At 71.3% G+C, this 22,074-nt stretch carries 16 protein-coding genes; 8 read left to right on the forward strand and 8 right to left on the reverse strand.

Annotated features, from left to right (window positions below; translation table 11 throughout):
- Positions 1–34: 34 nt before the first annotated feature.
- The 4 genes from chvE to AC0VY3_RS14960 all read left to right on the forward strand — a co-directional run bounded on the left by chvE (position 35) and on the right by AC0VY3_RS14960 (position 6,092).
- The gene (gene chvE, locus AC0VY3_RS14945) at positions 35–1,144 is read left to right on the forward strand and encodes a multiple monosaccharide ABC transporter substrate-binding protein (protein WP_103511271.1); all 1,110 of its coding nucleotides are present in this window, start codon (positions 35–37) and stop codon (positions 1,142–1,144) included.
- Between the two features lie 65 nt (positions 1,145–1,209).
- Positions 1,210–2,781, forward strand: coding sequence for a multiple monosaccharide ABC transporter ATP-binding protein (mmsA, locus tag AC0VY3_RS14950; RefSeq protein WP_219821364.1), 1,572 nt, complete (start codon positions 1,210–1,212; stop codon positions 2,779–2,781).
- Positions 2,771–4,009 carry a multiple monosaccharide ABC transporter permease gene (gene mmsB, locus AC0VY3_RS14955; RefSeq protein ID WP_103511273.1) on the forward strand — a complete coding sequence of 413 codons (1,239 nt, stop codon included), beginning with the start codon at positions 2,771–2,773 and terminating at the stop codon, positions 4,007–4,009. The genes mmsA and mmsB overlap by 11 nt, the downstream gene beginning before the upstream one ends.
- Positions 4,010–4,130: 121 nt before the next feature.
- Positions 4,131–6,092, forward strand: a complete 1,962-nt coding sequence (locus tag AC0VY3_RS14960) for an acyl-CoA dehydrogenase family protein (RefSeq protein ID WP_103511274.1) — start codon at positions 4,131–4,133, stop codon at positions 6,090–6,092.
- A gap of 61 nt (positions 6,093–6,153) precedes the next feature.
- Here AC0VY3_RS14960 and AC0VY3_RS14965 read toward each other — a convergent pair whose 3' ends face one another.
- From AC0VY3_RS14965 to AC0VY3_RS14975, 3 genes are all read right to left on the reverse strand, one after another.
- Complete coding sequence (locus AC0VY3_RS14965; RefSeq protein WP_181011014.1) at positions 6,154–6,306, reverse strand: MFS transporter small subunit; 153 nt, start codon at positions 6,304–6,306, stop codon at positions 6,154–6,156.
- The gene (locus tag AC0VY3_RS14970; protein ID WP_103511275.1) at positions 6,275–7,621 is read right to left on the reverse strand and encodes an OFA family MFS transporter; all 1,347 of its coding nucleotides are present in this window, start codon (positions 7,619–7,621) and stop codon (positions 6,275–6,277) included. Before AC0VY3_RS14970 ends, AC0VY3_RS14965 begins: the two co-directional genes overlap by 32 nt.
- 120 nt (positions 7,622–7,741) lie before the next feature.
- Positions 7,742–8,344 (reverse strand): TetR/AcrR family transcriptional regulator, encoded by a 603-nt coding sequence (locus AC0VY3_RS14975; RefSeq protein WP_103511276.1) that lies wholly within the window; start codon positions 8,342–8,344, stop codon positions 7,742–7,744.
- Between the two features lie 124 nt (positions 8,345–8,468).
- On the opposite strand from AC0VY3_RS14975, the gene AC0VY3_RS14980 reads away from it, so the two are divergent.
- Positions 8,469–9,431 (forward strand): oxygenase MpaB family protein, encoded by a 963-nt coding sequence (locus tag AC0VY3_RS14980; RefSeq protein WP_103511277.1) that lies wholly within the window; start codon positions 8,469–8,471, stop codon positions 9,429–9,431.
- 21 nt (positions 9,432–9,452) lie between these two features.
- On the opposite strand, the gene AC0VY3_RS14985 is transcribed toward AC0VY3_RS14980, so the two are convergent.
- Complete coding sequence (locus AC0VY3_RS14985; protein WP_475549773.1) at positions 9,453–10,874, reverse strand: serine/threonine-protein kinase; 1,422 nt, start codon at positions 10,872–10,874, stop codon at positions 9,453–9,455.
- On the reverse strand, positions 10,871–11,680 hold the full coding sequence (locus tag AC0VY3_RS14990) for an FHA domain-containing protein (RefSeq protein ID WP_475549774.1): 810 nt from the start codon (positions 11,678–11,680) through the stop codon (positions 10,871–10,873). The genes AC0VY3_RS14985 and AC0VY3_RS14990 overlap by 4 nt, the downstream gene beginning before the upstream one ends.
- Before the next feature lie 271 nt (positions 11,681–11,951).
- Between AC0VY3_RS14990 and AC0VY3_RS14995 the strand changes: the two genes are divergently transcribed.
- Positions 11,952–14,408, forward strand: coding sequence for a penicillin acylase family protein (locus tag AC0VY3_RS14995; protein WP_475549775.1), 2,457 nt, complete (start codon positions 11,952–11,954; stop codon positions 14,406–14,408).
- Positions 14,409–14,438: 30 nt separating this feature from the next.
- Positions 14,439–15,536, forward strand: a complete 1,098-nt coding sequence (locus AC0VY3_RS15000; protein WP_475549776.1) for an alpha/beta hydrolase — start codon at positions 14,439–14,441, stop codon at positions 15,534–15,536.
- A gap of 1 nt (position 15,537) precedes the next feature.
- Here AC0VY3_RS15000 and AC0VY3_RS15005 read toward each other — a convergent pair whose 3' ends face one another.
- Complete coding sequence (locus AC0VY3_RS15005; protein ID WP_475549777.1) at positions 15,538–16,689, reverse strand: BTAD domain-containing putative transcriptional regulator; 1,152 nt, start codon at positions 16,687–16,689, stop codon at positions 15,538–15,540.
- Positions 16,690–16,942: 253 nt separating this feature from the next.
- Between AC0VY3_RS15005 and AC0VY3_RS15010 the strand changes: the two genes are divergently transcribed.
- On the forward strand, positions 16,943–19,195 hold the full coding sequence (locus AC0VY3_RS15010; RefSeq protein WP_475549778.1) for a serine/threonine-protein kinase: 2,253 nt from the start codon (positions 16,943–16,945) through the stop codon (positions 19,193–19,195).
- A 45-nt stretch (positions 19,196–19,240) separates the two neighbouring features.
- Here AC0VY3_RS15010 and AC0VY3_RS15015 read toward each other — a convergent pair whose 3' ends face one another.
- On the reverse strand, positions 19,241–21,010 hold the full coding sequence (locus AC0VY3_RS15015; protein WP_475549779.1) for a siderophore-interacting protein: 1,770 nt from the start codon (positions 21,008–21,010) through the stop codon (positions 19,241–19,243).
- Positions 21,010–21,996: an ABC transporter substrate-binding protein gene (locus AC0VY3_RS15020; protein WP_475549780.1), complete on the reverse strand. Its 987-nt coding sequence runs from the start codon at positions 21,994–21,996 to the stop codon at positions 21,010–21,012. The genes AC0VY3_RS15015 and AC0VY3_RS15020 overlap by 1 nt, the downstream gene beginning before the upstream one ends.
- Positions 21,997–22,074: the final 78 nt, after the last annotated feature.

Genomic DNA, 22,074 nt, shown 5'->3' on the forward strand with positions numbered 1-22,074 from the left:
GCCGCCCCAACGACGGGAATGCCAGGTAACGACCATGACGAACCGACGACATGCTCTTCCGCTCCTCGCCGCCGCGACCGCGTGCGCCCTGCTGCTGACCGCCTGCGGCCAGAACAGCGAGGGCGGAAGCCGTGAGAAGTCCGGCGATGACGCCAGGACCATCGGCATCGCGATGCCGACCAAATCGTCCGAGCGCTGGATAGCCGACGGCCGGAACATGACGGCGAGCCTGAAGAAGGCCGGCTTCCGGACAACCCTCCAGTACGGCGAGGACGACCCCGACCAGCAGGTCTCCCAGATCGAGAACATGATCACCCAGGGGGTGGACGCCCTGGTCATCGCCGCGATCAACGGCGAGGCCCTCTCCAACGTGCTTCAGCAGGCCGCTGACGCCGACATCCCCGTCATCTCCTACGACCGGCTGATCCTCGGCTCTCCCCACGTCGACTACTACGCCTCGTTCGACAACGAGAAGGTCGGAGAGCTCCAGGCGGGCTACATCGTCGACAAGCTCGGCCTGAAGGAGCAGCCGGACAAGGGTCCCTTCAACATCGAACTGTTCGCGGGCTCGAACGACGACAACAACACCAAGTACTTCTTCAACGGCGCCATGAAGGTGCTGAAGCCCTACGTCGACGACAAACGCCTCGTCGTCCGTTCCGGGCAGACCCGCCTCAACCAGGTCACCACCCTGCGCTGGGACGGCGGCACCGCCCAGAAGCGGATGGACGACCTCCTCACCTCCACGTACTCCAGCGCCCGGGTCGACGCGGTTCTCTCGCCGTACGACGGCATCTCCATCGGCATCCTGTCGGCCCTCAAGTCCGACGACTACGGCAGCTCGGCCAAGCCGCTGCCGGTGGTCACCGGCCAGGACGCGGAGGCGGCCTCGGTGAAGTCGATCATCGCGGGCGAGCAGACCCAGACCGTCTACAAGGACACCCGCGCCCTCGCCCAGGTGGCGTCCGACATGGTCGGAGCGGTCCTGGACGGGAAGAAGCCCGAGACCAACGACACCACGACCTACGACAACGGGAAGAAGGTCGTACCGGCCCACCTGCTGCCGCCGGTCAGCGTCGACAAGAGCAACTACCAGGCCGTGCTCGTGGACTCCGGCTACCTGAAGGCCGAGGACCTGCGGTGACGGAGGAAGCCCCGAAGGCCGGCGGCGTCCCGGAACAGGGCGGGGCCGGCGACCTCGTGCTCGACATGCGGTCCATCAGCAAGACGTTCCCCGGTGTGAAGGCGCTGAGCGAGGTGAACCTACGGGTCGCACGCGGCGAGGTCCACGCGCTGTGCGGCGAGAACGGCGCGGGCAAGTCCACGCTGATGAAGGTCCTCTCCGGCGTCCATCCGCACGGCAGCTACGAGGGCGAGATCCGCTACGAGGGCGAGGAGTGCCGGTTCCGCGACATCCGCGCCAGCGAGCGGCGCGGCATCGTGATCATCCACCAGGAGCTGGCCCTGGTGCCCCAGCTCTCGATCGCGGAGAACATCTTCCTGGGTCACGAGCCCGCCCGGCGCGGAGTCATCGCCTGGCCGCGGACCCTGCGCCGGGCCGCCGAACTCCTGCGCCGGGTGGGGCTGGACGAGCACCCGCAGACCCGGGTCGCCGACATCGGTGTGAGCAAGCAGCAGCTGGTCGAGATCGCCAAGGCGCTGGCCAAGGACGTCGGACTGCTGATCCTCGACGAACCGACCGCCGCGCTGAACGACGAGGACAGCGCCCAACTGCTCCGCCTGATCGGCGACCTGAAGAACCAGGGCATCACCTCGATCATCATCTCCCACAAGCTCAACGAGATCGCGAAGGTCGCCGACTCCGTCACCATCCTCCGCGACGGCCACACCGTGGAGACCCTCGACCTCGGCGCTCCCGGGACCACGGAGGAGCGCATCATCCGCGGCATGGTCGGCCGCAGCCTCGACAACCGCTTCCCCGACCGGACCCCGTGTGCGGCCCCGCCCGCTCCCGCGCCGGCCCTGGAGATCCGCGACTGGACCGTGGGCCACCCCGTCGACCACCAGCGAACCGTGGTCGACGGAGTGTCGCTGCGGGTGGAGCGCGGCGAGATCGTCGGCATCGCCGGGCTGATGGGCGCGGGCCGCACCGAACTCGCCATGAGCGTCTTCGGCCGTTCCTACGGGAGACACCTCGCCGGAACGGTGCTCCGTGACGGGGCCGAGGCGCGGACCCGCACCGTGCCGGAGGCCATCGACGCGGGCATCGCCTATGTGACGGAGGACCGCAAGCACTACGGCCTGAACCTCCAGGACACCGTCAGCAGGAACATCTCCCTCGCCTCGCTTCCCCGGCTGGCCCGGCGCGGGGTGGTCGACAGCCACCAGGAACGCGTCGTCGCCGAGGGCTTCCGCCGCACCATGAGCATCCGGGCCCGCAACGTCTTCGAGCAGGTGGGCCGGCTGTCCGGCGGGAACCAGCAGAAGGTCGTCCTGAGCAAGTGGATCCTCGCCGGGCCCGAGGTCCTCATCCTGGACGAACCCACCAGAGGCGTCGACGTCGGCGCCAAGTACGAGATCTACACGGTGATCGACCGGCTCGCCGCCGAAGGCAAGGCGGTCCTGCTGATCTCGTCCGAGCTGCCCGAACTCCTGGGCATGTGCGACCGGGTCTACACGATGGCGGCAGGCCGGATCACCGGTGAGAGCTCCCGGTCCGAAGCCGACCAGGAGCTGCTGATGCGGTACATGACGCACGACCCCGCCGTCCCCGCGCCCCGGCACCCCGCACCCCACGAAGGACTCTCCGATGAGCACTGACCTCAGTCCCACCCCTCCGGCCGCCGCGGACCCCGGGCCACGCGGGGCCACCCCGGCGGTGGCGCGTCTGCTGGTGGACAGCGTCCGGCGCAACAGCAGGCAGTACGGGATGCTGTTCGCGCTGGGGCTCATCGTGCTGCTCTTCCAGATCTGGACGGGCGGCGACCTGCTCCTGCCGCGCAACGTCTCCAATCTCGTCCTGCAGAACAGCTACATCCTCATCCTCGCCATCGGCATGATGATCGTCATCATCTCCGGTCACATCGACCTCTCCGTGGGATCGCTGACAGCTCTGGTCGGCGCGGTCGCGGCGGTGCTGATGGTGGAACACCATCTCTCCTGGCCTCTCGCCGTGGTGGTGACCCTCCTCATCGGCGCGGCCGCGGGGGCGGTCCAGGGCTTCTTCATCGCGTACGTCGGCATACCGTCGTTCATCGTCACCCTGGCCGGCATGCTGCTCTTCCGGGGCCTGACCGAGATCTTCCTGGCGGGGCAGACCCTCGGTCCCTTCCCCGAAGGCCTGCAGAAGGTGGCGAACGGCTTCCTGCCCGAGGTGGGGCCCGTCACCAACTACCACAACCTGACCCTGCTGCTCGGGCTCGGAGTGATCGCCCTGGTGGTCAACCAGGAGATCCGCAACCGCGCCCGGCAGCGGGAGTTCGACCTGGCACCCCTGCCGAAGAACCTGTTCGTGCTGAAGCTCGTCGCCCTGACCGCCGCCATCACGGTCGCCACGCTCCTGCTCGCCAGCTACAAGGGCGCGCCCGTCGTCCTGATCGTCCTGGCCGTCCTGCTGGTCTGCTTCGGCTACGTGATGCGCAACGTGGTGGTGGGACGGCACGTCTACGCCATCGGCGGCAACCTGCCCGCGGCCAAGCTGTCGGGCGTCAAGGACCGCAAGGTGACCTTCGCGGTCTTCCTGAACATGGGAATGCTGGCGGCCCTGGCGGGACTGGTGTTCGCTGCCCGGTTCAACGCGGCCTCGCCCAAGGCGGGCATCAACTTCGAGCTGGAGGCCATCGCCGCCGCCTTCATCGGAGGGGCGTCGATGAGCGGCGGTGTCGGGACGGTGCTGGGCGCCGTCATCGGCGGCCTGGTCCTCGGGGTCCTCAACAACGGTATGAACCTGGTCGGCATAGGCACCGACTGGCAGCAGGTGATCAAGGGCCTGGCGCTCCTCGCCGCGGTCGGATTCGACGTCTGGAACAAACGCAGGGCCGGTTCCTGAGGCCCGATGTCGCCCTGGCCGGCCGGTGGACCGAGGCCTTCCGCGCCGGTACGTGCCCCGGTCCGGCGAAATCCGTGCGGAGGTGCGAGGTGATCGTCCCCGGACGGGGTAGCGAAGTGGTATGACCACTGACAAAACAGCTACCGCTTCCGGCGGATACGTGCAGCCGGAGCTCGACGTCCGGGCGCTGACCGAGGTGCTCGACGGCGAGTACGCCGAGGTGCGCGACCTGGTCCGGGCCAACCTGGTGACGCATGCCTCGGTGCTCGACGAGGCCGACGAGCTCGGCATCGACGCCTTCCGCGAACGGGTGCGCGACCTCGTGGTCGCGATGGCGGCGACGGGCCAGACCGGCATGGGCTTCCCGAAGCGGTACGGCGGCGGCGGCGACGTCGGGGCCTCGATCGCCGCGTTCGAGACGCTCGCCTTCGGCGATCTGTCGGTGCTGGTGAAGGTCGGCGTGCAGTTCGGGCTCTTCGGCGGCGCGATTCTGCACCTGGGCACCGAACGTCACCACGACGCCCATCTGCCGGACCTGGTCACCGGAAAGCTGATGGGCTGCTTCGCGATGACCGAGACCGGACACGGCTCCAACGTGCAGGCACTCGGCACGGTCGCCAGGTACGACGCCGCCACGCGGGAGTTCGTCATCACCACCGAGGGCGAGCAGGCGCGCAAGGACTACATCGGCAACGCCGCCCGCCACGGAGAACTGGCGGTCGTCTTCGCCCAGTTGGAGGTGGGTGGGACGTCCGAGGGCGTGCACGCGTTCGTCGTGCCGATCCGGGCCGACGGCGAGGTGGCGCCCGGCGTCGACATCGAGGACGACGGCCGCAAGATGGGCCTCAACGGTGTGGACAACGGGCGCATCCGGTTCGACGGTGTCCGGGTGCCCCGCGAGGCGCTGCTCAACCGGTTCGCCGACGTCACCCCGGAAGGCGTCTACACGAGCCCGATCGACAACCCCGACCGCCGGTTCTTCACCATGCTCGGCACCCTGGTGCAGGGCCGGGTCAGCGTCGGCGGCGCCGGGGTCAACGCCGCCAAGGTCGCCCTTGCGGTCGCCACCAAGTACGCGCTGCGGCGCCGGCAGTTCGCGGCGAGCTCACGGGACGAGGAGCAGCTCCTCCTCGACTATGGTCTGCACCAGCGCCGGCTGCTGCCGCTCATCGCCCGTACCTACGCGCTGCACTTCGCGCAGGACGTCGTCCGTACACAGCTGCACGACGTCTTCTCCGGCATCGAGGACGACCCGCAGGAACGGCGCCGGCTGGAGTCACGGGCCGCCGGAACCAAGGCGCTCGGCACCTGGCACGCCACCCGGGTGATCCAGGAGTGCCGGGAGGCCTGCGGCGGCGCCGGCTATCTCGCCGTCAACCGGTTCGCCGCCCTCAAGGCCGACAGCGACATCTTCACCACCTTCGAGGGCGACAACCACGTCCTGCTCCAGCTCGTCGCCAAGGGCCTGCTCACCGACTACGCCAGTGAGTTCGAGGACCTGGACCAGCTCGGCATGGTCCGCTACGTCACCAACCTCGCCGTCGAGACGGTCATCGAGAAGACGTCGGCCCACAAACTGCTGGAGCGCGTACGCGATCTGCTGCCCGGCGGCGACGAGTGGGACCAGGAGGCCGGTCTGCTCGACTCGGAGTACCAGCTCGCCATGGTCCGCTACCGCGAGGAGCATCTGCTCGCCGGGGTGGCCCGCAGGCTCAAGCGCGGGATCGACCAGAAGCGCGATCCCGGCGTCGTCTTCTCCCAGGTGCAGGACCATGTCATCGCCGTGGCCCGCGCCCATGTGGAGCGGCTGGTGCTGGAGGCCTTCGTCGAGAAGCTGCGTACGCTGCCCGAGGGCGGCAACAAGGTCGCGCTGGGCCTGCTGTGCGACCTGTTCGCGCTGTCGACGATCGAGGCGGACCGGGCGTGGTTCATGGAACACGGCCGGCTGACCGTCCAGCGTTCCAAGGCGATCACCCGTGAGGTGAACGACCTCTGCCGCAAGGTCCGGCCCCTCGCGGGCGGTCTCGTCGACGCCTGGGGCATCCCGTCCGAACTGCTGCGCGCCCCGGACCTGGTGGGCTGAGCCCGGCGGTACCCGTCCCGGGCTCCGGGCCCGGCGGACCGGGCCCGGAGCCCGCATCGGGTCAGCCGGTGAAGAGCTGGGTGGCCTTGCGGATCAGCTCGTACAGCCCGTAGGCGAGCGGCACACCCACCCACAGCCAGGTGAAGGCGATCAGCGGCCGCCGGTCCTTCACCGCGGCGGCGTCAGGCGGGCTCTGACTGCTGTCGTCGGACATCGGGCGCTCCCTTCTGCGCCGTCACGGCGTCGAGGTGGTGGGACGGGTGAACCGGGCGGACCAGCTCATTGGCCACGAAGCCGACGATGAGCAGGCCCATCATGATGAAGAGCGAGGTCCCGTACAGCTCCGCGCCGTCCTTCCCGGCCTCCTCCTGCCGGTCGGCGATCCAGTTCACGATCAGCGGCCCCAGCACACCGGCGGTGGACCAGGCGGTGAGCAGACGGCCGTGGATCGCGCCGACCTGATAGGTGCCGAAGAGATCCTTGAGATAGGCGGGAATCGTCGCGAAGCCGCCGCCGTAGAAGGAGAGGATCACCAGCGCGCACAGCACGAACAGCGGCTTGGAGGAGCTTCCCACCAGGGCGATGAGCGCGTACATGAGCGTGCCCGCACCGAGGTAGAGGCGGTAGATGTTCTTGCGACCGATCAGGTCGGAGGTGGAGGACCAGCCGATCCGGCCCGCCATGTTGGCCGCGGACAGCAGGGCCACGAACCCGGCGGCGGCCGTCGCCGACACCGGCGTGGAGGTGTCCGCGAAGAAGTCCGCGATCATCGGCGCGGCCTTCTCCAGGATGCCGATGCCCGCGGTGACGTTCATGCAGAGCACGACCCACAACAGCCAGAACTGCGGGGTGCGCAGCGCCTGCCGCGCCGACACCCGGGGCCCGTCGGACGCCGTGGTGGCACCGGCCTCCCGCTGCTCGGCCCGCGGCCGTGGCACCCGTACCAGCAGGACGCCCAGCAGCATGAAGACGGCGTAGGACAGTCCGTGGACGAGGAAGGCCAGCGCGATGCCCGAGGTGTCGCTGCCGAAGGACTCCAGCATCTGCGCCGACCAGGGCGAGGCGATCAGAGCGCCGCCGCCGAAGCCCATGATGGCGATGCCGGTGGCCATGCCGGGGCGGTCGGGGAACCACTTGATGAGCGTCGACACCGGCGAGATGTAGCCGATGCCGAGCCCGATGCCGCCGACGAAGCCGTATCCGAGGACGATCAGCCAGAACTGCCCGGTCGCGGCGCCGAGTGCGGAGATCAGGAAGCCGGAGGAGAAGCAGACGAGGGCGACCGTCATCGCCCAGCGCGGTCCTCGGCGCTCCACGAGCGTGCCGCCGAAGGCCGCGGAGAGGCCGAGCATGACGATGCCGAGCTGGAAGGGCAGGGCGCTCTGCGTGCCGCTGAGGCCGAGCGCTTCCTCCAGCGGTGGTTTGAACACGGACCAGGCGTAGGCCTGGCCGATGGAGAGGTGGATCGAGAGGGCGGCGGGCGGGACCAGCCAGCGACTCCAGCCCACGGGGGCGATGGGGGGACTCATGGGTCCCTCACCGTAGTGAGGGGGAATCCGGTTGAGAAGACTGTTGGTTAAACTTTCACCTTGTTCGCTTCGCGTGATGGCGACGCGTCAGGTGGCGTGACCCCCGCACCGGCCGCCGGGCTATTCCCCGGGGGCGGTCGCCGCGAGCACCAGTGCCACGCAGTGCGACTCCAGCCGCTCGCGCGGTACGTCGAGCGTGCCGTGCAGCCATCCGGCGAAGAGGTTCGCCAGGCCGCCGACCAGGGCGTGTGCGGCCATGCGGCGGTCGATGTCGTCGCCCGTACCGGCGAGCTGGCCGCCGACGAGGTCGGTGAAGACCGGCATGAGACGGTGGCTGTGGGCCCCGAGGGCCGGGTCGGCGAAGGGCTCCAGGAGCAGCAGACGGCCCTTGTGCGGCGCGTCCAGGACCAGGGTGACGAAGGCGGCGACGGCGGCCCGGGCCCGGACTTCGAGCTGCGGATCGCTGAGTGCCACGGCCTCCTCCAGCGCGCTTCTGGCCTCGTCGGCGACCCGCTCGAAGGCGGCGAGGAGCAGATCGTCGCGGCCGGTGAAGCTCTCGTAGAAGTAGCGGTCCGTCAGGCGGGCCTCCCGGCACACGGACCGGACCGTGACGGCCGCGCACCCCTCCTCGCCGGCCAGTCGCTCGGCGACGTCCAGGAGGGTCTGCCGACGGGCGGCGCGACGATCGGCGAGCTTGGTCCCGCCCCAGCTCCGTTCCGCCAACTCCGGTTCCCCCGTGTTCTGTTCACGCAATTGACGACAGGTGTCCGCACATTCTAACCTGAGGACAGGTGTCATCAGATTGCTCTCGACGGCCTCGCAACGGAAAACCCCAGCGGAGGTAAACGTGACAGCGTCAGACCAAGGACCGCGCCCGGCCGGCCCGGCAACCCCCGAACCCCTCGGCCCCGACTCCCTCACCTGGCGGTGGTTCGGCGACTGGCGAGGTCTCCTCCTCGCGCCCTGGGCCGGATCGATGCAGAACATGCACCCCGAGCTGGGCGCGGGCGTCGCCGAGCACTCGCGCTTCTTCGAGGAGCGCTGGGAGCGCCTCTTCCGCTCGCTGTACCCGATCGGCGGAGTCGTCTACGACGGCCCGCTCGCCGCCCGGACCGCCCGCGAGGTGCGTGGCTACCACGCCTCGATCAGCGGGGTCGACGAGCACGGCCGCCCGTACCACGCCCTCAACCCGGGCACGTTCTACTGGGCGCACGCCACGTTCTTCATGCTGACGGTTCAGGTGGCCGAGCGCTTCGGCGGCGGCCTCACCGACGAGCAGCGGCACACGCTCTTCGACGAACACGTCCGCTGGTACGCGCTGTACGGCCTCTCGATGAAACCCGTGCCCCGCACCTGGGAGGAGTTCCAGCGGTACTGGGACCACATGTGCGCCGACGTCCTGGAGGACAACCGGCCGACCCGGGACGTCCTGAACATGCGCCGGATCGCCAAACCGCCCCTCCTGCGGCTGCTGCCGTCGCCGCTGTGGGCCCTCGCCCGCATCCCGCTCGTCCGGCTGACGCTGTGGATCACGGTCGGCATGTATCCGCCGGCCGTGCGGGAACGCCTCGGCCTCCGCTGGACGCCCCACGACGAACGGCTGCTGCGCGCACTGGGCCTGGTGGTGCACCACACCTGGCAACGCGTCCCCGAACGGCACCGCTACCACCCGCGCGCCCGTGCGGGCTGGGACCGCGAGCGGGGCCGGGCGCTTCCCGGCCCGGTGGAGACACCGGCCCGGAACCTCCCGCCCGAGGAGCGGCGCGGGCTGCCCCGGCACTACGTACCGAAGACCGACCGCCCGGGTTGAAGCAGGTCTGTCCGGCCGCGCCTAGGGCCTGTCGGAGAAGCACTCCGGCAGCGCGGGGCGTTCCTCGGCGCGTACGGCGGGGAGCCAGGCGGTCGGGGGTTCGGAGCCGGGCGGCAGGCGGACGCGGAACCAGTGGGTGGAGCGGTGGTCCTCCTCGTCGATGATGGTCTCCCCGTCGAGCACCCGGCAGTCGGCGATGAGGACGTCCCCGTGCCACACCCTGGTCGGCACGACGTTCTCCGCGGTGTAGGGCTGTACGGGGTCGATCGCCAGACCCAGGCTGCATCGCGGATCCCGGTCGGCCCGTCCCCGGCAGTCCCGCTCCGCGTTGTACACCTGGATCGCGCCGGGCGGCGTGGCGCCCGCGCGGCCTGGCGGTGCGGAAGAGGCCGCTCGTACCGAGTCCGAGTACAGGGTCGCGCCGGCGATCCCGCACAGCGCGGTCGCCAGGACGGCAGCGCGGGCCCGGGAGCCCCGCCGCCCCGCACCCGCCCCGGCTCCCGCCCGGTGGGCGGCGATCCGGGCGAGCAGACGCTCCGCGCAGTGCGGCGCGCGGGCCTCGTGGGTCGGGGCGAGACAGTCGGCCGCCAGCGCCCGCCAGAACGGTGGGACGGCCTGGTCCATGCGCAGCGGCGCCCGCCCCTGGCCGTACTCCTGGACCGCGGCGCCACGCGCCATGGGCGTGGCCCCGGGGAACGGCGACGCGCCCGACGCGAACACCTCGTGGATGACGATGCCCAGCGCCCAGACGTCCGCCGACGGCCGGACCCGTACGCCGAGTTCGCCCAGCGGCGCCCGCCAGCGCTCGGGCGGGAAGTAGTCCAGGGTGCCCAGCGGAGGCACATGGCCGTGGGTGCCGGTGAGCTCGGTGGCCAGGCCGAAGTCCGAGAGCTTCACCGACCGGTCCCTGCCGAGCAGGACGTTCTCCGGCTTGAGGTCCGCGTGGACCCAGCCCGACCGGTGGAGATGGGCGAGCCCCTCGCAGATGCCCGCGATCAGCCGGCCGCGATCGGTCTCCGGCACCCCCGCGTCGATCAGTTCCCGCAGACTGCCGACGGCCCGCTCCATGACCAGCACGATCGCGCCCTCCAGCGCGGGGCGGTCGGCTGTGGTGAGAACGAAGGACTCCAGGACGCCGATCAGCCGGGGATGCCCGGCCCCGCGCCCGAGTTCGACCTCGCGGCGGGCGGACTCCACGATCCGCTGTGCCTGGCGCGGCGCGAGCCCGGCGGTCGGCATGATCTTGAGCGCCACGTCGGTGTGCCCCCGGGGCACGGTGGCCCCGCCGGTCCGCCCCTCGGCCGGCCGGGCCGCGTACACCGTGGACCAGCCCCCGGAGCCGATCGGCCGGGTGACCACCCAGTCCCCGACCCGGTATCCGGGCGGAAGCAGCTCCGTGCCGTCGCCGTCCGCGATGTCCCGCACGCCGTGCGGCGCGCTCACCGTGCGGCCTGCCGCTCCCGCCCGCCGGCCCCGGTCAGGGGCGGCAGCAGCGCGAGATGCTCCTCCCGCACGAGCCCGAACCGCAGTGCCAGGGCCACGATCTCCTCCCGTTTGCCGTTGCGGCGGTCGCCCTTGCCCTGCTCGGGGGTGTCCGGGCCGCCGATGCGCAGCTTCTGCTCGGCGAGGTAGTCGATGTGCGAGCTGACCGCCCGTGCGGTCAGCTCGCCCCCGGGCAGATGCCCACCGAGCCGCTCGACGATGTGCGGCGTGGTGGGGACCGCCACCCTCGACTGGTCGCGCAGCCGCGGTTCGCAGAGCGCGACCAGTACGAGGAAGTAGGTGGCCGTCTCGTTCAGGGAGTACGCGGTGACCGTGCTGTTCCCCCAGGAGCCGCCCATCGCGTCCGGGTCCAGATAGAGGTGGTCGGGCGCGAACACCTGGAAGGAGGTCGTGACGTCACCACGTGTCGGCAGCACGACGCGCGCGAACTCGAACGGGATCGGCGCCCCCACCCGTCGGGGCGGCACCCGCAGGTATTCCCCCGCGCCCTCCGGGTTCTCCACGAGATAGCTGTGGGTCGTGCTGTGGTTCGTCAACTGCCAGTGGTCGTCGGTGACCCGGATCTCCCCGGCGAGCCGGGAGATCGCCGGATCGTCGAGGCGCAGTTCCACGGGCAGGGCCGTGGAGCCCCGCCCGAAGCGGGCCGCCTCGCCGGGGCCCAGCCGTAAGGTCATCGTGTCCCCGTGCGGTCCGCCGCCGACCGCGCCACCGTTTCCCTGCGGCAGATGAACGACTACACCGCTCACTGCGCCCCCCGTCCTGTTTGTCGCTTGTCGGACGAGCGGAACGATACTCATCCGGCGGGGGAGTTCATCGGTGCTCTTCGGCCACATAGCCGAAACCCGCTGCCCGACGCCATGGATGCCCCGTTCTGGACGGGGTTCAGTGGGCTAAGTCACCGTTCGGATTTCAGCGGGATTTCATCGCCGCTCCTTAGCTTGACCGCGTTCGGGCGACGGCCCGTACGACAGGGGAGGGACAGCGATGGCACGAAGGAGACACCGAACGAGGCTGCCGGTGGCGATCGTCGCCGCGGTGGCGGTGATGAGCACACTGGCGGCCACCGGTTCGACGACCGCGGGGGCGGCGGCCGCCGAAGCGGGGCCGGACAGGCCGACGATCCGCTACACCGAATACGGCATTCCGCACATCATCGCCTCGGACTGGGAGGGGCTGGGAACGGGTTACGGATACGCGGCGGCCGAGGACAACATCTGCACCCTGGCCGACACCTATCTGATGGTCGACGCCCGGCGGTCCCGTCATCTGGGCCCCGACGGCAGGGCGAGCCCCGGACAGAACCAGAACACCACCAGCAACCTCAACAGCGATCTGTACTTCCAGCGGCTCAAGGACGACCGGGTGGTGGAACGGCTCCTCGACAAGCCCGCCCCCGACGGGCCCGAACCCGAGGTCCGGGAAGCCATCCGCGGCTATGTCCAGGGGTACAACAGATATCTGGCCGAGACCGGCGTGGACGGCATCTCCGACCCGGCCTGCCGCGGCGCGGACTGGGTCCGGCCGATCACGGAGATGGACGTCTACCGGCACGCGCACGCCGAGATCATCATGGGCAGCGCCGACGCGCTCCTGGACGGCCAGGTGAACGCGGCGCCTCCGGGAGCCTCGGCCGCCGCCCAGCCGAAGGCCACGTCCGGCAAGCCCGCGCCACGAGCCTCCTCGCCCGAGGAGACCGCCGCGAAGATCCGTGACGCGATGGCGGCGAGCCGCGAACAGGGCATGGGCAGCAACGCCCTGGCGGTCGGCTCGCAGGGCGTGTCCGGGGGCACCGGCATGCTGCTGGCCAACCCGCACTTCCCGTGGCAGGGCAAGAACCGGATGTGGCAGAGCCAGCTGACGATCCCGGGCAAGGTCAATGTCTCCGGGGCCAGCCTGCTGGGCTTCCCCGCGGTGAACATCGGCTACAACGAGAACGTGGCCTGGAGCCATACCGTCGCCACGGTGGCCCCGTTCGGACTGTTCGACGTACAGGTGGATCCGCTCGACCCCACCAGCTATCTGGTGGACGGCGCCTGGGAGCGGATGACCTCGCAGCGGGTCGAGGTCGACGTGCTGCGGCCGGACGGCTCGCTCGCCAAGGTCGGCAGGACGCTGTGGTCCACCCGCTACGGCCCCGTCACCACATCGATGCAGGGCATCCCGCTGCCCTGGGTGGTCAGCGCGCACGCCGTACGCGATGTGAACCTGCACAACCTGCGGGCGCTGAACAGCTGGTTCCTCCTCGACCAGGCCGAGGACGTCCACGACGTCGTGAACATCCTGGAGACCACCCAGGGCGTTCCCTTCTTCAACACCGTCGCCTCCGACCGCACGGGCAACGCGTTGTACGCGGACATCCAGGCCACCCCGAACATCACCGACCAGCACGCGGAGTCCTGCCTCACCGCCACCGGCCGACTGCTGTTCGACCAGTCGCTCCGGCTGCCGAACGTGCCGCCGATCTCCATCCTCGACGGCAAACGCAGCGCCTGCGACTGGCCCGACGACCCGAACGCGGCCGCGCCGGGACTGCTGGACCCGCACAAGCAACCGCGCCTGATCCGCACCGACTTCGTGGGCAACGCCAACGACAGCCCCTGGCTGGCCAACCCCGCGCAACCGCTCGCCTTCCCCCGGGTGATGGGCGACACCGCCGCGCCCCGGTCGCTGCGCACCCAGGAACTCATCCTGACCGCGCAGAAGCGGATCGCCGGCACCGACGGCCTCCCCGGCAAGGGCTTCACCCCCGAAACCATGGGGCAGTTGCTGTTCGCCGACAACAGCAGAGCCGCCGACCTGGCCCTCGACGCCACGGTGACGATGTGTCAGAACGTGCTCTTCGGGCACATCCTGGTCGATGGCAACCTGGTCGACGTGCGAGAGGCCTGCCCGGTCCTGGCCTCCTGGAAGAGCCACGACTACACGACGGACAGCCGGGGTTCCTGGCTCTTCGCCAACTACTGGGCCTTCCTGCTCAACGGACAAGGGGTGGAGAAACTGCCGTGGCGGGTCCCCTTCGACCCCAAGGACCCGGTGCACACGCCCAATTCGCTGGACTCCGGAAGCTCCGCCGTACGTGACGCCTTTGGCCGGGCCGTCCTCGCGCTGCGCAAGGCGAACATCGCGCTGAACGCCCCGCTGTCGGACATCCAGAAGGTCACCCGGGGCGGCGAACAGATCCCGATCCACGGCTCGCTCGGCCAGCTCGGCGTGCTGAACGTGATCACCCCCGGCCAGGTCGACGGCGCACCGGACATCGTCTTCGGCTCCAGCTTCATCCAGCAGGTGCGCTTCACCGCCACCGGCCCGCCGCAGGCGCTCTCCGTCATGGCCTACTCCCAGTCGGCCAACCCGAACTCGCCGCACCACGCCGACCAGACCAAGTTGTTCTCGGCCGGCGGGTGGGTGACCGAGCGGTTCACCGAGGAACAGATCGCGGCCTCACCGCGCCTGCGCACCACCGTTCTGAACTGAGCCTTCCGACAGCCTCACGAGGGGAACGCAGTGACGAGTACCGTACGAAGAACAGCACTCTGGTGGCGGCTCGCGGTGGCCTGGGCCGTCGCGGCGGTGGCCGTGGTCGCACCCGCGGGGGCGGTACGCGCCGCCGACCCCGGCACGCCGCCGTCGCTGCCCGACGGCTTCGGCCTGACCCAGGTCGGCGCGCCGGTCGGAAGCGCCACCGACTTCTACCTCACCGTGACCACGCCCGAGGTCGCGGGCGAGCAGCACATCAAGATCATTCTTCCCGGTGGCTACTACGACGCCCCGGACCGCCGCTACCCGGTCCTGTACTTCCTGCACGGCTCGCCCGACGACCCGGTCCAGCAGAACTACCCGGCGCTCTACCGGTCGGACGAGATGATCACCGTCATCCCGGACGGAGGCGCCCGGGGCTGGTACGCCAACTGGCTCAACCAGAAGACCGCGGCGGGAGCGCAGAACTGGCAGAACTTCCACCTGGACCAGGTCATCCCGTTCATCGACGCGAACCTGCGGACCATCGCCACCAAGAAGGCCAGGGCCGTCGCCGGCGTCTCCATGGGCGGCTTCGGCGCCTTCCACTACGCCCAGGTCCGCCCCGACCTCTTCAGCCACACCGCCTCCCTGTCCGGCGACATCGACCTCTCGGTCAAGTCCATGGGTCTGCGGCTGGCCGTCGTGGCCTCCCTCATCGACGGGCAGGGCGTCATCTGCGCCCTGGCGTCAGGGAGTTGCGACCCGAACCACTCCCCGTACAGACCCGCCGTGGACAGCGACGCGGCCTTCGGCTCGCCCTACCCGGTGTTCAACGCCGACCGGCGGTTCAACGAGGTCGACCCCTCGCAGCACATGGACAGGCTGGCCGACGCCGGAGTGCGGGTCTCCATCTACACCGGCGACGGGAGAGGCGAGATCACCGATCCCGAGTTCTGGGTGGCGGGCGCGGCCAAGAACGTCAAGGCCGCCATGGACGCCCTGGGCATGTCCTACTACTACGTCAACTACGGCGACGGGGCCGGGTGGGGCGGCCAGTGCAACGGCGGCCACAACGGCCACTGCTGGGAGCAGGACCTCCAGGACCTGATCCCCCGGCTGGAAAGCGAGTTCGCCGCCGCGTAGATCAGGCGGGGCCGAGGGGTGTCTTGTCGATCAGGGTCGGTCGGGCCGTGCCAGGCGTCGCTGACCCGGCCCTGATCGGCAAGACACCCCCGAGGTCCGGTCCGGCCTCGTCACCGCGCAGAATCATCTGATGCGCCCGCCGCAGCACCCTGCTCGGGGCGACCCCGAGGTCGTCGGAGAGGCTGCGGCGGGCGCGCTCGAACACCGCCAGGGCCTCGGCCTGGCGCCCGTACCGCTGCAGCGCCCGCATCAGCATCGCGGCCGACGGCTCGTTCAGGGGGTGCTCCGCCGACAGCGCGAACAACTCGGCGATCGCCTCGGCGTCCCGGCCCAGACGCAGCTGCCACCGGGCCTTCCGCCGCACCACGGCGATCCTGCGCTCGGTGAGCCGCAGCCGCTCCAGCTCCGCGAGCGGCCCCGGCAGCCCCGCCAGGGGCTCCCCGCGGAACAGCTCCAGCACCCGGGAACAGAGCCGGACCGCCTCCGCCGGATCGTCCGCCCGCTCGGCCTCCCCGATGCCGGCGACCAGCTCCTCCACCCGTGCCACGTCCACATCGACGGCGCCGGGGGCCAGCCGGTAGCCCCGGGGGCCGTGCTCGATGACCGAGGCCTGACCGCCCCCGTCGCCCAGGGCCTTGCGCAGCCGGTAGACGTACACGGGCACCACGTTCGCGGCCGGCTGCTCCAGCCCCCAGACATCGTCGAGGAGTTCCCGCCGGGTGAGGGGCCGCCCCAGGCCCAGCGCCAGGACCGCCAGAACGGTCTGCTGGCGCTGATGCCCCAGGTTGAGAAGACGCCCGTCCCGCCAGGCCCGCAACGGCCCCAGCAGGGAGACCCGTAACGTCGGTGTCGCTTCCGCCACCGGCACGGCCACGGTGCCGGAGGCGCCTCGCGCCGGCCGTGCCCGCGGGCCGTGCCCGGGGGCGACCAGACCGCAGTCGAAGGCGTGGACGATGGCGGCGGCCCGGTCGCGCAGCCCCAGCTTCGCCAGGATCCGCGCGAGATGCTCGGCCACCGTGTCCTCGGGAACGGCGAGCGCGGCGGCGATCTCCTCGTCCCCGAGTCCGCAGCCGACCGCGGACAGCACCTCGCGTTCCTGCTGCCGCAACGCCGTGGCGGTGGGGCGGTCGTCGCTGGTGACGGTCGTCGGCATCGCTGCTCCCCGGGCTCCGGGCGGGTCGGTCTGGCGGGCGCCGTCGACACGGTAGACGGGGAGGCGCCGGGCCCGGCATCCGGGACGATCCGGAGTGACATCCGGGAGCACGCGTCCGACGCGGATCCGCGGCCCGGCGGCACCCGGCGCGGGTACCCGCTGCGCTCGGCCGCACCGCCCTGCGGCTAGTTTGTGTGCAGGACGGATGAGCAGGCCCGTGGTGGGGACGCACGGGGGACGGAGGTCGGGAAGAGTGTCGCTGCGCGGAGGTGACCCAGCCGAGATCGGCGGCTATCCGCTGGAGGACCGGCTCGGTTCGGGTGGCATGGGCACGGTCTTCCTGGCCCGTACGAGTTCGGGGCGGCCCGTCGCGATCAAGCTGATCCACCAGCAGTTCGCCGGGGACGACGAGTTCCGCATCCGCTTCCGGCAGGAGGTGGCGGCCGCGCGGCGGGTCAGCGGAGCGTTCACCGCCGCCGTGGTCGACGCCGCCCCCGAGGCCGATCAGCCGTGGATGGCGACGACCTACATCGAAGGGCCCACGCTCGCCCAGCGCATCACCGAACAGGGCCCGCTGAACGGCGCGGAGCTCAGACGCCTCGCCATCGGGCTGGCGGAGGCGCTGCGCGACATCCACCGGGTGGGGGTCGTCCACCGCGATCTGAAGCCCTCCAACGTCGTGCTCTCGCCCGAGGGCCCGCGCGTCATCGACTTCGGCATCTCGCGCGCCGTGGACCAGCAGACACTCACGATGACCGGGCGGGTCATCGGCACCCCGCCCTTCATGTCGCCCGAACAGCTGCAGGCGCCGCGCGGCGTGGGGCCGCAGTCCGACGTCTTCTCGCTCGGGACGCTCTTGGTGTACGCGGCGACCGGGCACGGGCCCTTCGACGCCGACAGCCCCTACATAACGGCCTACCAGGTGGTGCACGAGGAGCCGTCGCTGGGCTCCGTGCCGACGGCCCTGCGCGCGGTCGTCGAGCCCTGCCTGGACAAGGAGCCCGAGGGCCGCCCCTCGGTGGACGAACTCCTCGTGCTGCTGCGGGACCTGCCGACCGACCTCGGCGGGGCCGACCCCGGCGGGCCGGTCGCCGGGCGTACCCGCGACATGGTCACGCAGCACCACCTCGCGACCGGGGCCGACCCGGCGCCCGCCGCCCCGGCCGGTTCCGGCACGGGAAGCACCGGCACCGCGATCGGCGGCCGGCTGCGCCGCCGTTGGCGGCCGGTGCTCGCGGCGGCGGTCGCGGTGGCCGCGATCGGCGGGGGAGTGGCCGCTCTGACGACGGGCGGATTCGGGGCGTCCGGCGGCGGGGCGGACCCCGGCGACGGGGACACGCGCCGCAGCACCGCGGCCGCGCCGGCCGGCGCGCTCCCGAAGGGCTTCGCGCCATGGCACAGGACCGTGCCGGGCGGCCGCGAGGACATCCCCGACGAACTGCGGTGCGTCGCGCGGGACGACGCGCTGTTCTGCGGGGGCGGCGGTGTGGTCGCGACCCGGATCGACGCCCGCGACGGATCGCGGGTGTGGGCGGCGAAGAGCCCGGGCGTACCCGTCCAGGGCATGCACCTGGTGGGCGCCACCGACGACACCGTCCTCGGCTACCGCTTCGCCGCCCAGGACGCCCCGCAGGACCCGCGCAGCGAGGTGGTGGCCCTCGACGCGGACAGCGGCCGGGAGCTGTGGTCCGTGCCGTCCGGCGCCCAGTCGACGGCCGTCACGGGCCGGTCCATGGACGCCGTCGTGACCGGCTCCGCCGTGGTGACGGTCGACGCCTCCAACTCCCGCTTCGAGGCGCGGGACGCCCACAGCGGCGAGATCACCTGGACGACGCCGTTCCCCGGCGGCACCCAGTGCGCCCCCGTCCCGGCGGGCCCCCGGCTGCTCGCCATGTGCGCGACGGACGCGGAGGTGGACGCCGTACAGGTGAGCCGTCCCACCCTGGCCACGCTCGACCTCGCCTCCGGTGCGCTCGGCGAACCCGTCGCGGTCGACGGCCCCGTCGTGCCGGTGGGCGCCGCCGACGGCAGGCTCGTCCTCCTCTCGAAGCGCTACGAGGGCGTGGCGCAGGCCGGGTACGACGGAGTGGCGCGGGTCGACCCGGCTACGCGGAAGGTCACGTACTCCCGGTTCGGCCAGGTGTACGCGGGCACGGCAGGCATGGCGGACGGCACCGTCTACGTGAGTGGACAGACCGGCCGGGTGACGGCGCTCGACTCCGCGACCGGAGAGCGCAAGTGGTCGCGGCAGACCGGTGTGGAGGGGGCGTCGGGCCCGGCGACGGGAGGCGACGCGGTGTACTTCAGCTCGGCCACCGGCCGGGTGGTCGCGCTGTCGCGGGAGGACGGCGCCCCGCTGTGGAGCACGGATCCGCAGGCCGACGGTCTGACGGGCGAACAGGACGCGAGCCCCCGGGTGACCGTCGCGGGGCGAGCGGTGTTCGTGGCCGCCGCCAAGAACACCCTCTTCGCCTTCGACGCGCAGAGGCCGCCGAGGTCGGACTGACCCCGGCGGCCCCGTACTACCGCCCCCTCCCCGTGGGGGCGGAGCTCAGGCCCGGCGCAGGACCGTGGCCTCCGTGCCCCAGCCGAGCGCGACGGTCCGCCCGACGTCCCAGCCCGACCGCCTCGCGAGGGCGGCGACGGCGGCGGAGTCGCGCAGCGGGCTGCCGGTCGCGGTGTAGGCGTGCAGGCCCGCCTCGGCCGCGTGCGGGCTCAGCCCGTCGGGGCGGGAGGCCTCGACGAGGACCGCCGTCCGGGTCCAGCCGGCCAGCCGCGTGAGGAGCTGTACGGCCTCCTCGTCGGTGCGGTGGGCGAGCGCCTTCGCGGCGACGGCGACATCGGCGGGACCGGCCGTCCAGTCGATCCGGTCCGGCGCCGTGATGTGCCCGCGCAGGACCCCGGCCGGTGTGGCCTCCTCCGCGATCCGCAGCCTCGGCCGCCGTCCGGCGTCGTCGAGGGCGGCGACCACCGAGGCGCTGCCAGGACCGGTCAGGAGGCAGCTTTCGACGTCCGCCCACAGGGAGTCGGCCGTCAGACCGTTCAGCAGGAAGACCAACTGCTCGCATTCCTCGACCAGTTCGCCGTAACGCTCCGCGTCGTGCGTCACCGTCTCGTGCAGGGTGGCGCCCGAGGCGAGCCGCCAGGACGATGTGCCGCTCCGGAGGGCGGGGGCGAGGTGGGCGAGGGCGAGCAGCAGTTCGGCCTCGTGGCCGGTGTACTCCTCGCGCTCGTGGTCCTCCAGGAGTTCCTCGCCCGCCGGACCGAGCCGCAGCCCCTCGTCGCCGCCGGCCACCACGCCGTACGTGGCAAGCAGCGGAAGCAGGACGTCGATGCCCGGCCCGGGCACGCCCAGGCGGTTCGCGAGCGCCCCGGCGGAAAGCCCCGGCGCGTCCGCCACCGCGTCGACGACGCCCAGCTGCAACGCGGCGCGGGCGACCAGCCAGGGCAGCGGCGACGGGATCTCGGCGGGGCCCTGTGCGGCCTCGCCCGCCTCTGCGGTGCTCTCCGCTTCCGGTGCGGTGGCCTCCTCGCGGTGCCAGTAACCCGTGATGTTCACCCGGTCCTTGGCGAGCTTCCGCTCCCGCTGGAGATACCGGCGTACCGGAAGCAGCGCCCGGCTCTCCGCCGCCGCCCAGGCATAGCCCTCACCCGCCGGCACCGGCAGCGCGCGGACCGCGGTCTCCAGGGCCACCGCGTCGCCCGGCTCCGCGCGGACCCAGGTCACCGTGTCGCCGTCGCGCAGCGCCAGTTCCTGGCGTGCCGAGTCGTCCGAGACGGTCACCAGGACATGCGCCGTGGCGTCGAGCGGGCGTTCGTCGAGGAAGCGGCCGATCGCGGGCAGTGCCGTCTCGTCCCCGATGAGGAGGATCCAGTCCAGCCGTTCCGGCAGCCGGAGCGATGACTTGGGCCCGACGAACCACAGCTCGTCGCCCTCCCGCGCCGACGCCGACCAGGCCTCCGCGAGCCCTTCGCCGTGCACCACGAAGTCGAGGTGGAGCTCTCCCGTACGGAGGTCGACCCGCCGGGGCGTGTAGTCGCGGGTCACCCGGTGTTCGGCCGGCGTCCACTCGATGCCGTGCGGCAACTGCGCCGGGAGCGCCGCGCGGACGTTCCCGTCGGCGGCCAGGATCAGCTTGATGTGGTCGTCGAACCCGGGCGCGGCGAAGCCGGGGTGGTCGATCCCGTCGCGGGTGAACGCCGCGAGGTCCTCGCCGCCGAGGACGACCCGCCGCATCCGGGGGGTCACCTCCTCGACGCGGCGCACGGTGACCCGGCGCAGCACGAGGGGGTGCGTGGTGTAGGCGCGCCGGGCCGCCATCAGGAGAACTTCTTCTCGATGATGTCGAGCAGCGCCATCGACTCGTCGTAGTCGCCGCGCAGCACCCAGTGCGGGAGGTCGTAGGCCTGGTTCGCCTTGAAGGCGGGCAGCGCGCCGTAGACCGGGTTCTTCTTCAGGGTGGCGACGTCGGTGGTGTCGGCGTTGAAGCCCATGACGAACACGGACGGCTGGGTGATGGTCTGACCCACCTTCTCGGTCGACAGCTCGAACATGTCACCGCCCTGCCCGTACACCTTGAAGCCGCCGTCGGCGAAGATCGGCGCCGGCTCGATGCCGACCTTCTTCAGCTCGGTGGGCAGGCCCACGCTCTCCACCAGACCGAAGGCGGTGCCGTCGCCGGTGAGCGTGAGGAAGGACACCGGCCCGGCCGGCGGCTTGATCGCGCTCTTCACCTGGGCGATCCGCTTGTCGTAGGCGGCCACGTGCTTCTTGTAGACGTCGGGCTTGCCGAACACGTCGTCCGCGAGGAAGGAGAACTGGGCCCGCCAGTCGCCGAGCTTCTTGCCGACGAGCACGGTGGGAGCGATGTCGGAGAGGTCGTCGTACACCTTCTCCGCCTGGAACAGCGGGAAGCCGATGCCGCCGCCGACGATGAGGTCGGGATCGAGGGAGAGGATCGCCTCCAGATCGAAGCCGTCGACGCTCCACGGCAGGAACGTCGTGCCGTCCTCCTTCGCCTCCTTCTCCCAGTACGGGGAGAACTCACCCCTGCCGTCGGCGTCCTCGGGAATCGTGGCCTGTACCGGCACATCGAGGTCGTACAGATAACCGGCCAGCGCGTGGTTCAGCACGACCACCCGCTTGGGCTCGGTCGGCACCTTCACCTTGCCGTAGTCGGTCGTGACGGTACGGGTCTTCGCGGCGGACGCCTTGTCCCCGTCGCCCGACGGGTCGGAGGCCGAGCAGCCGGTGAGGGCCAGCGCGGCGACGGCCGCGACGGCGAGAAGACGGACAGGAGCAAACATGGGACCTCATGTGGCTGGGTAGGCTCGAACGTTCGAGCTGTTGGTAAGGTGAGGCTAACCTCGCTGATTCCGCTGCGT

The organism is Streptomyces sp. iso_384 (genome assembly GCF_056172905.1).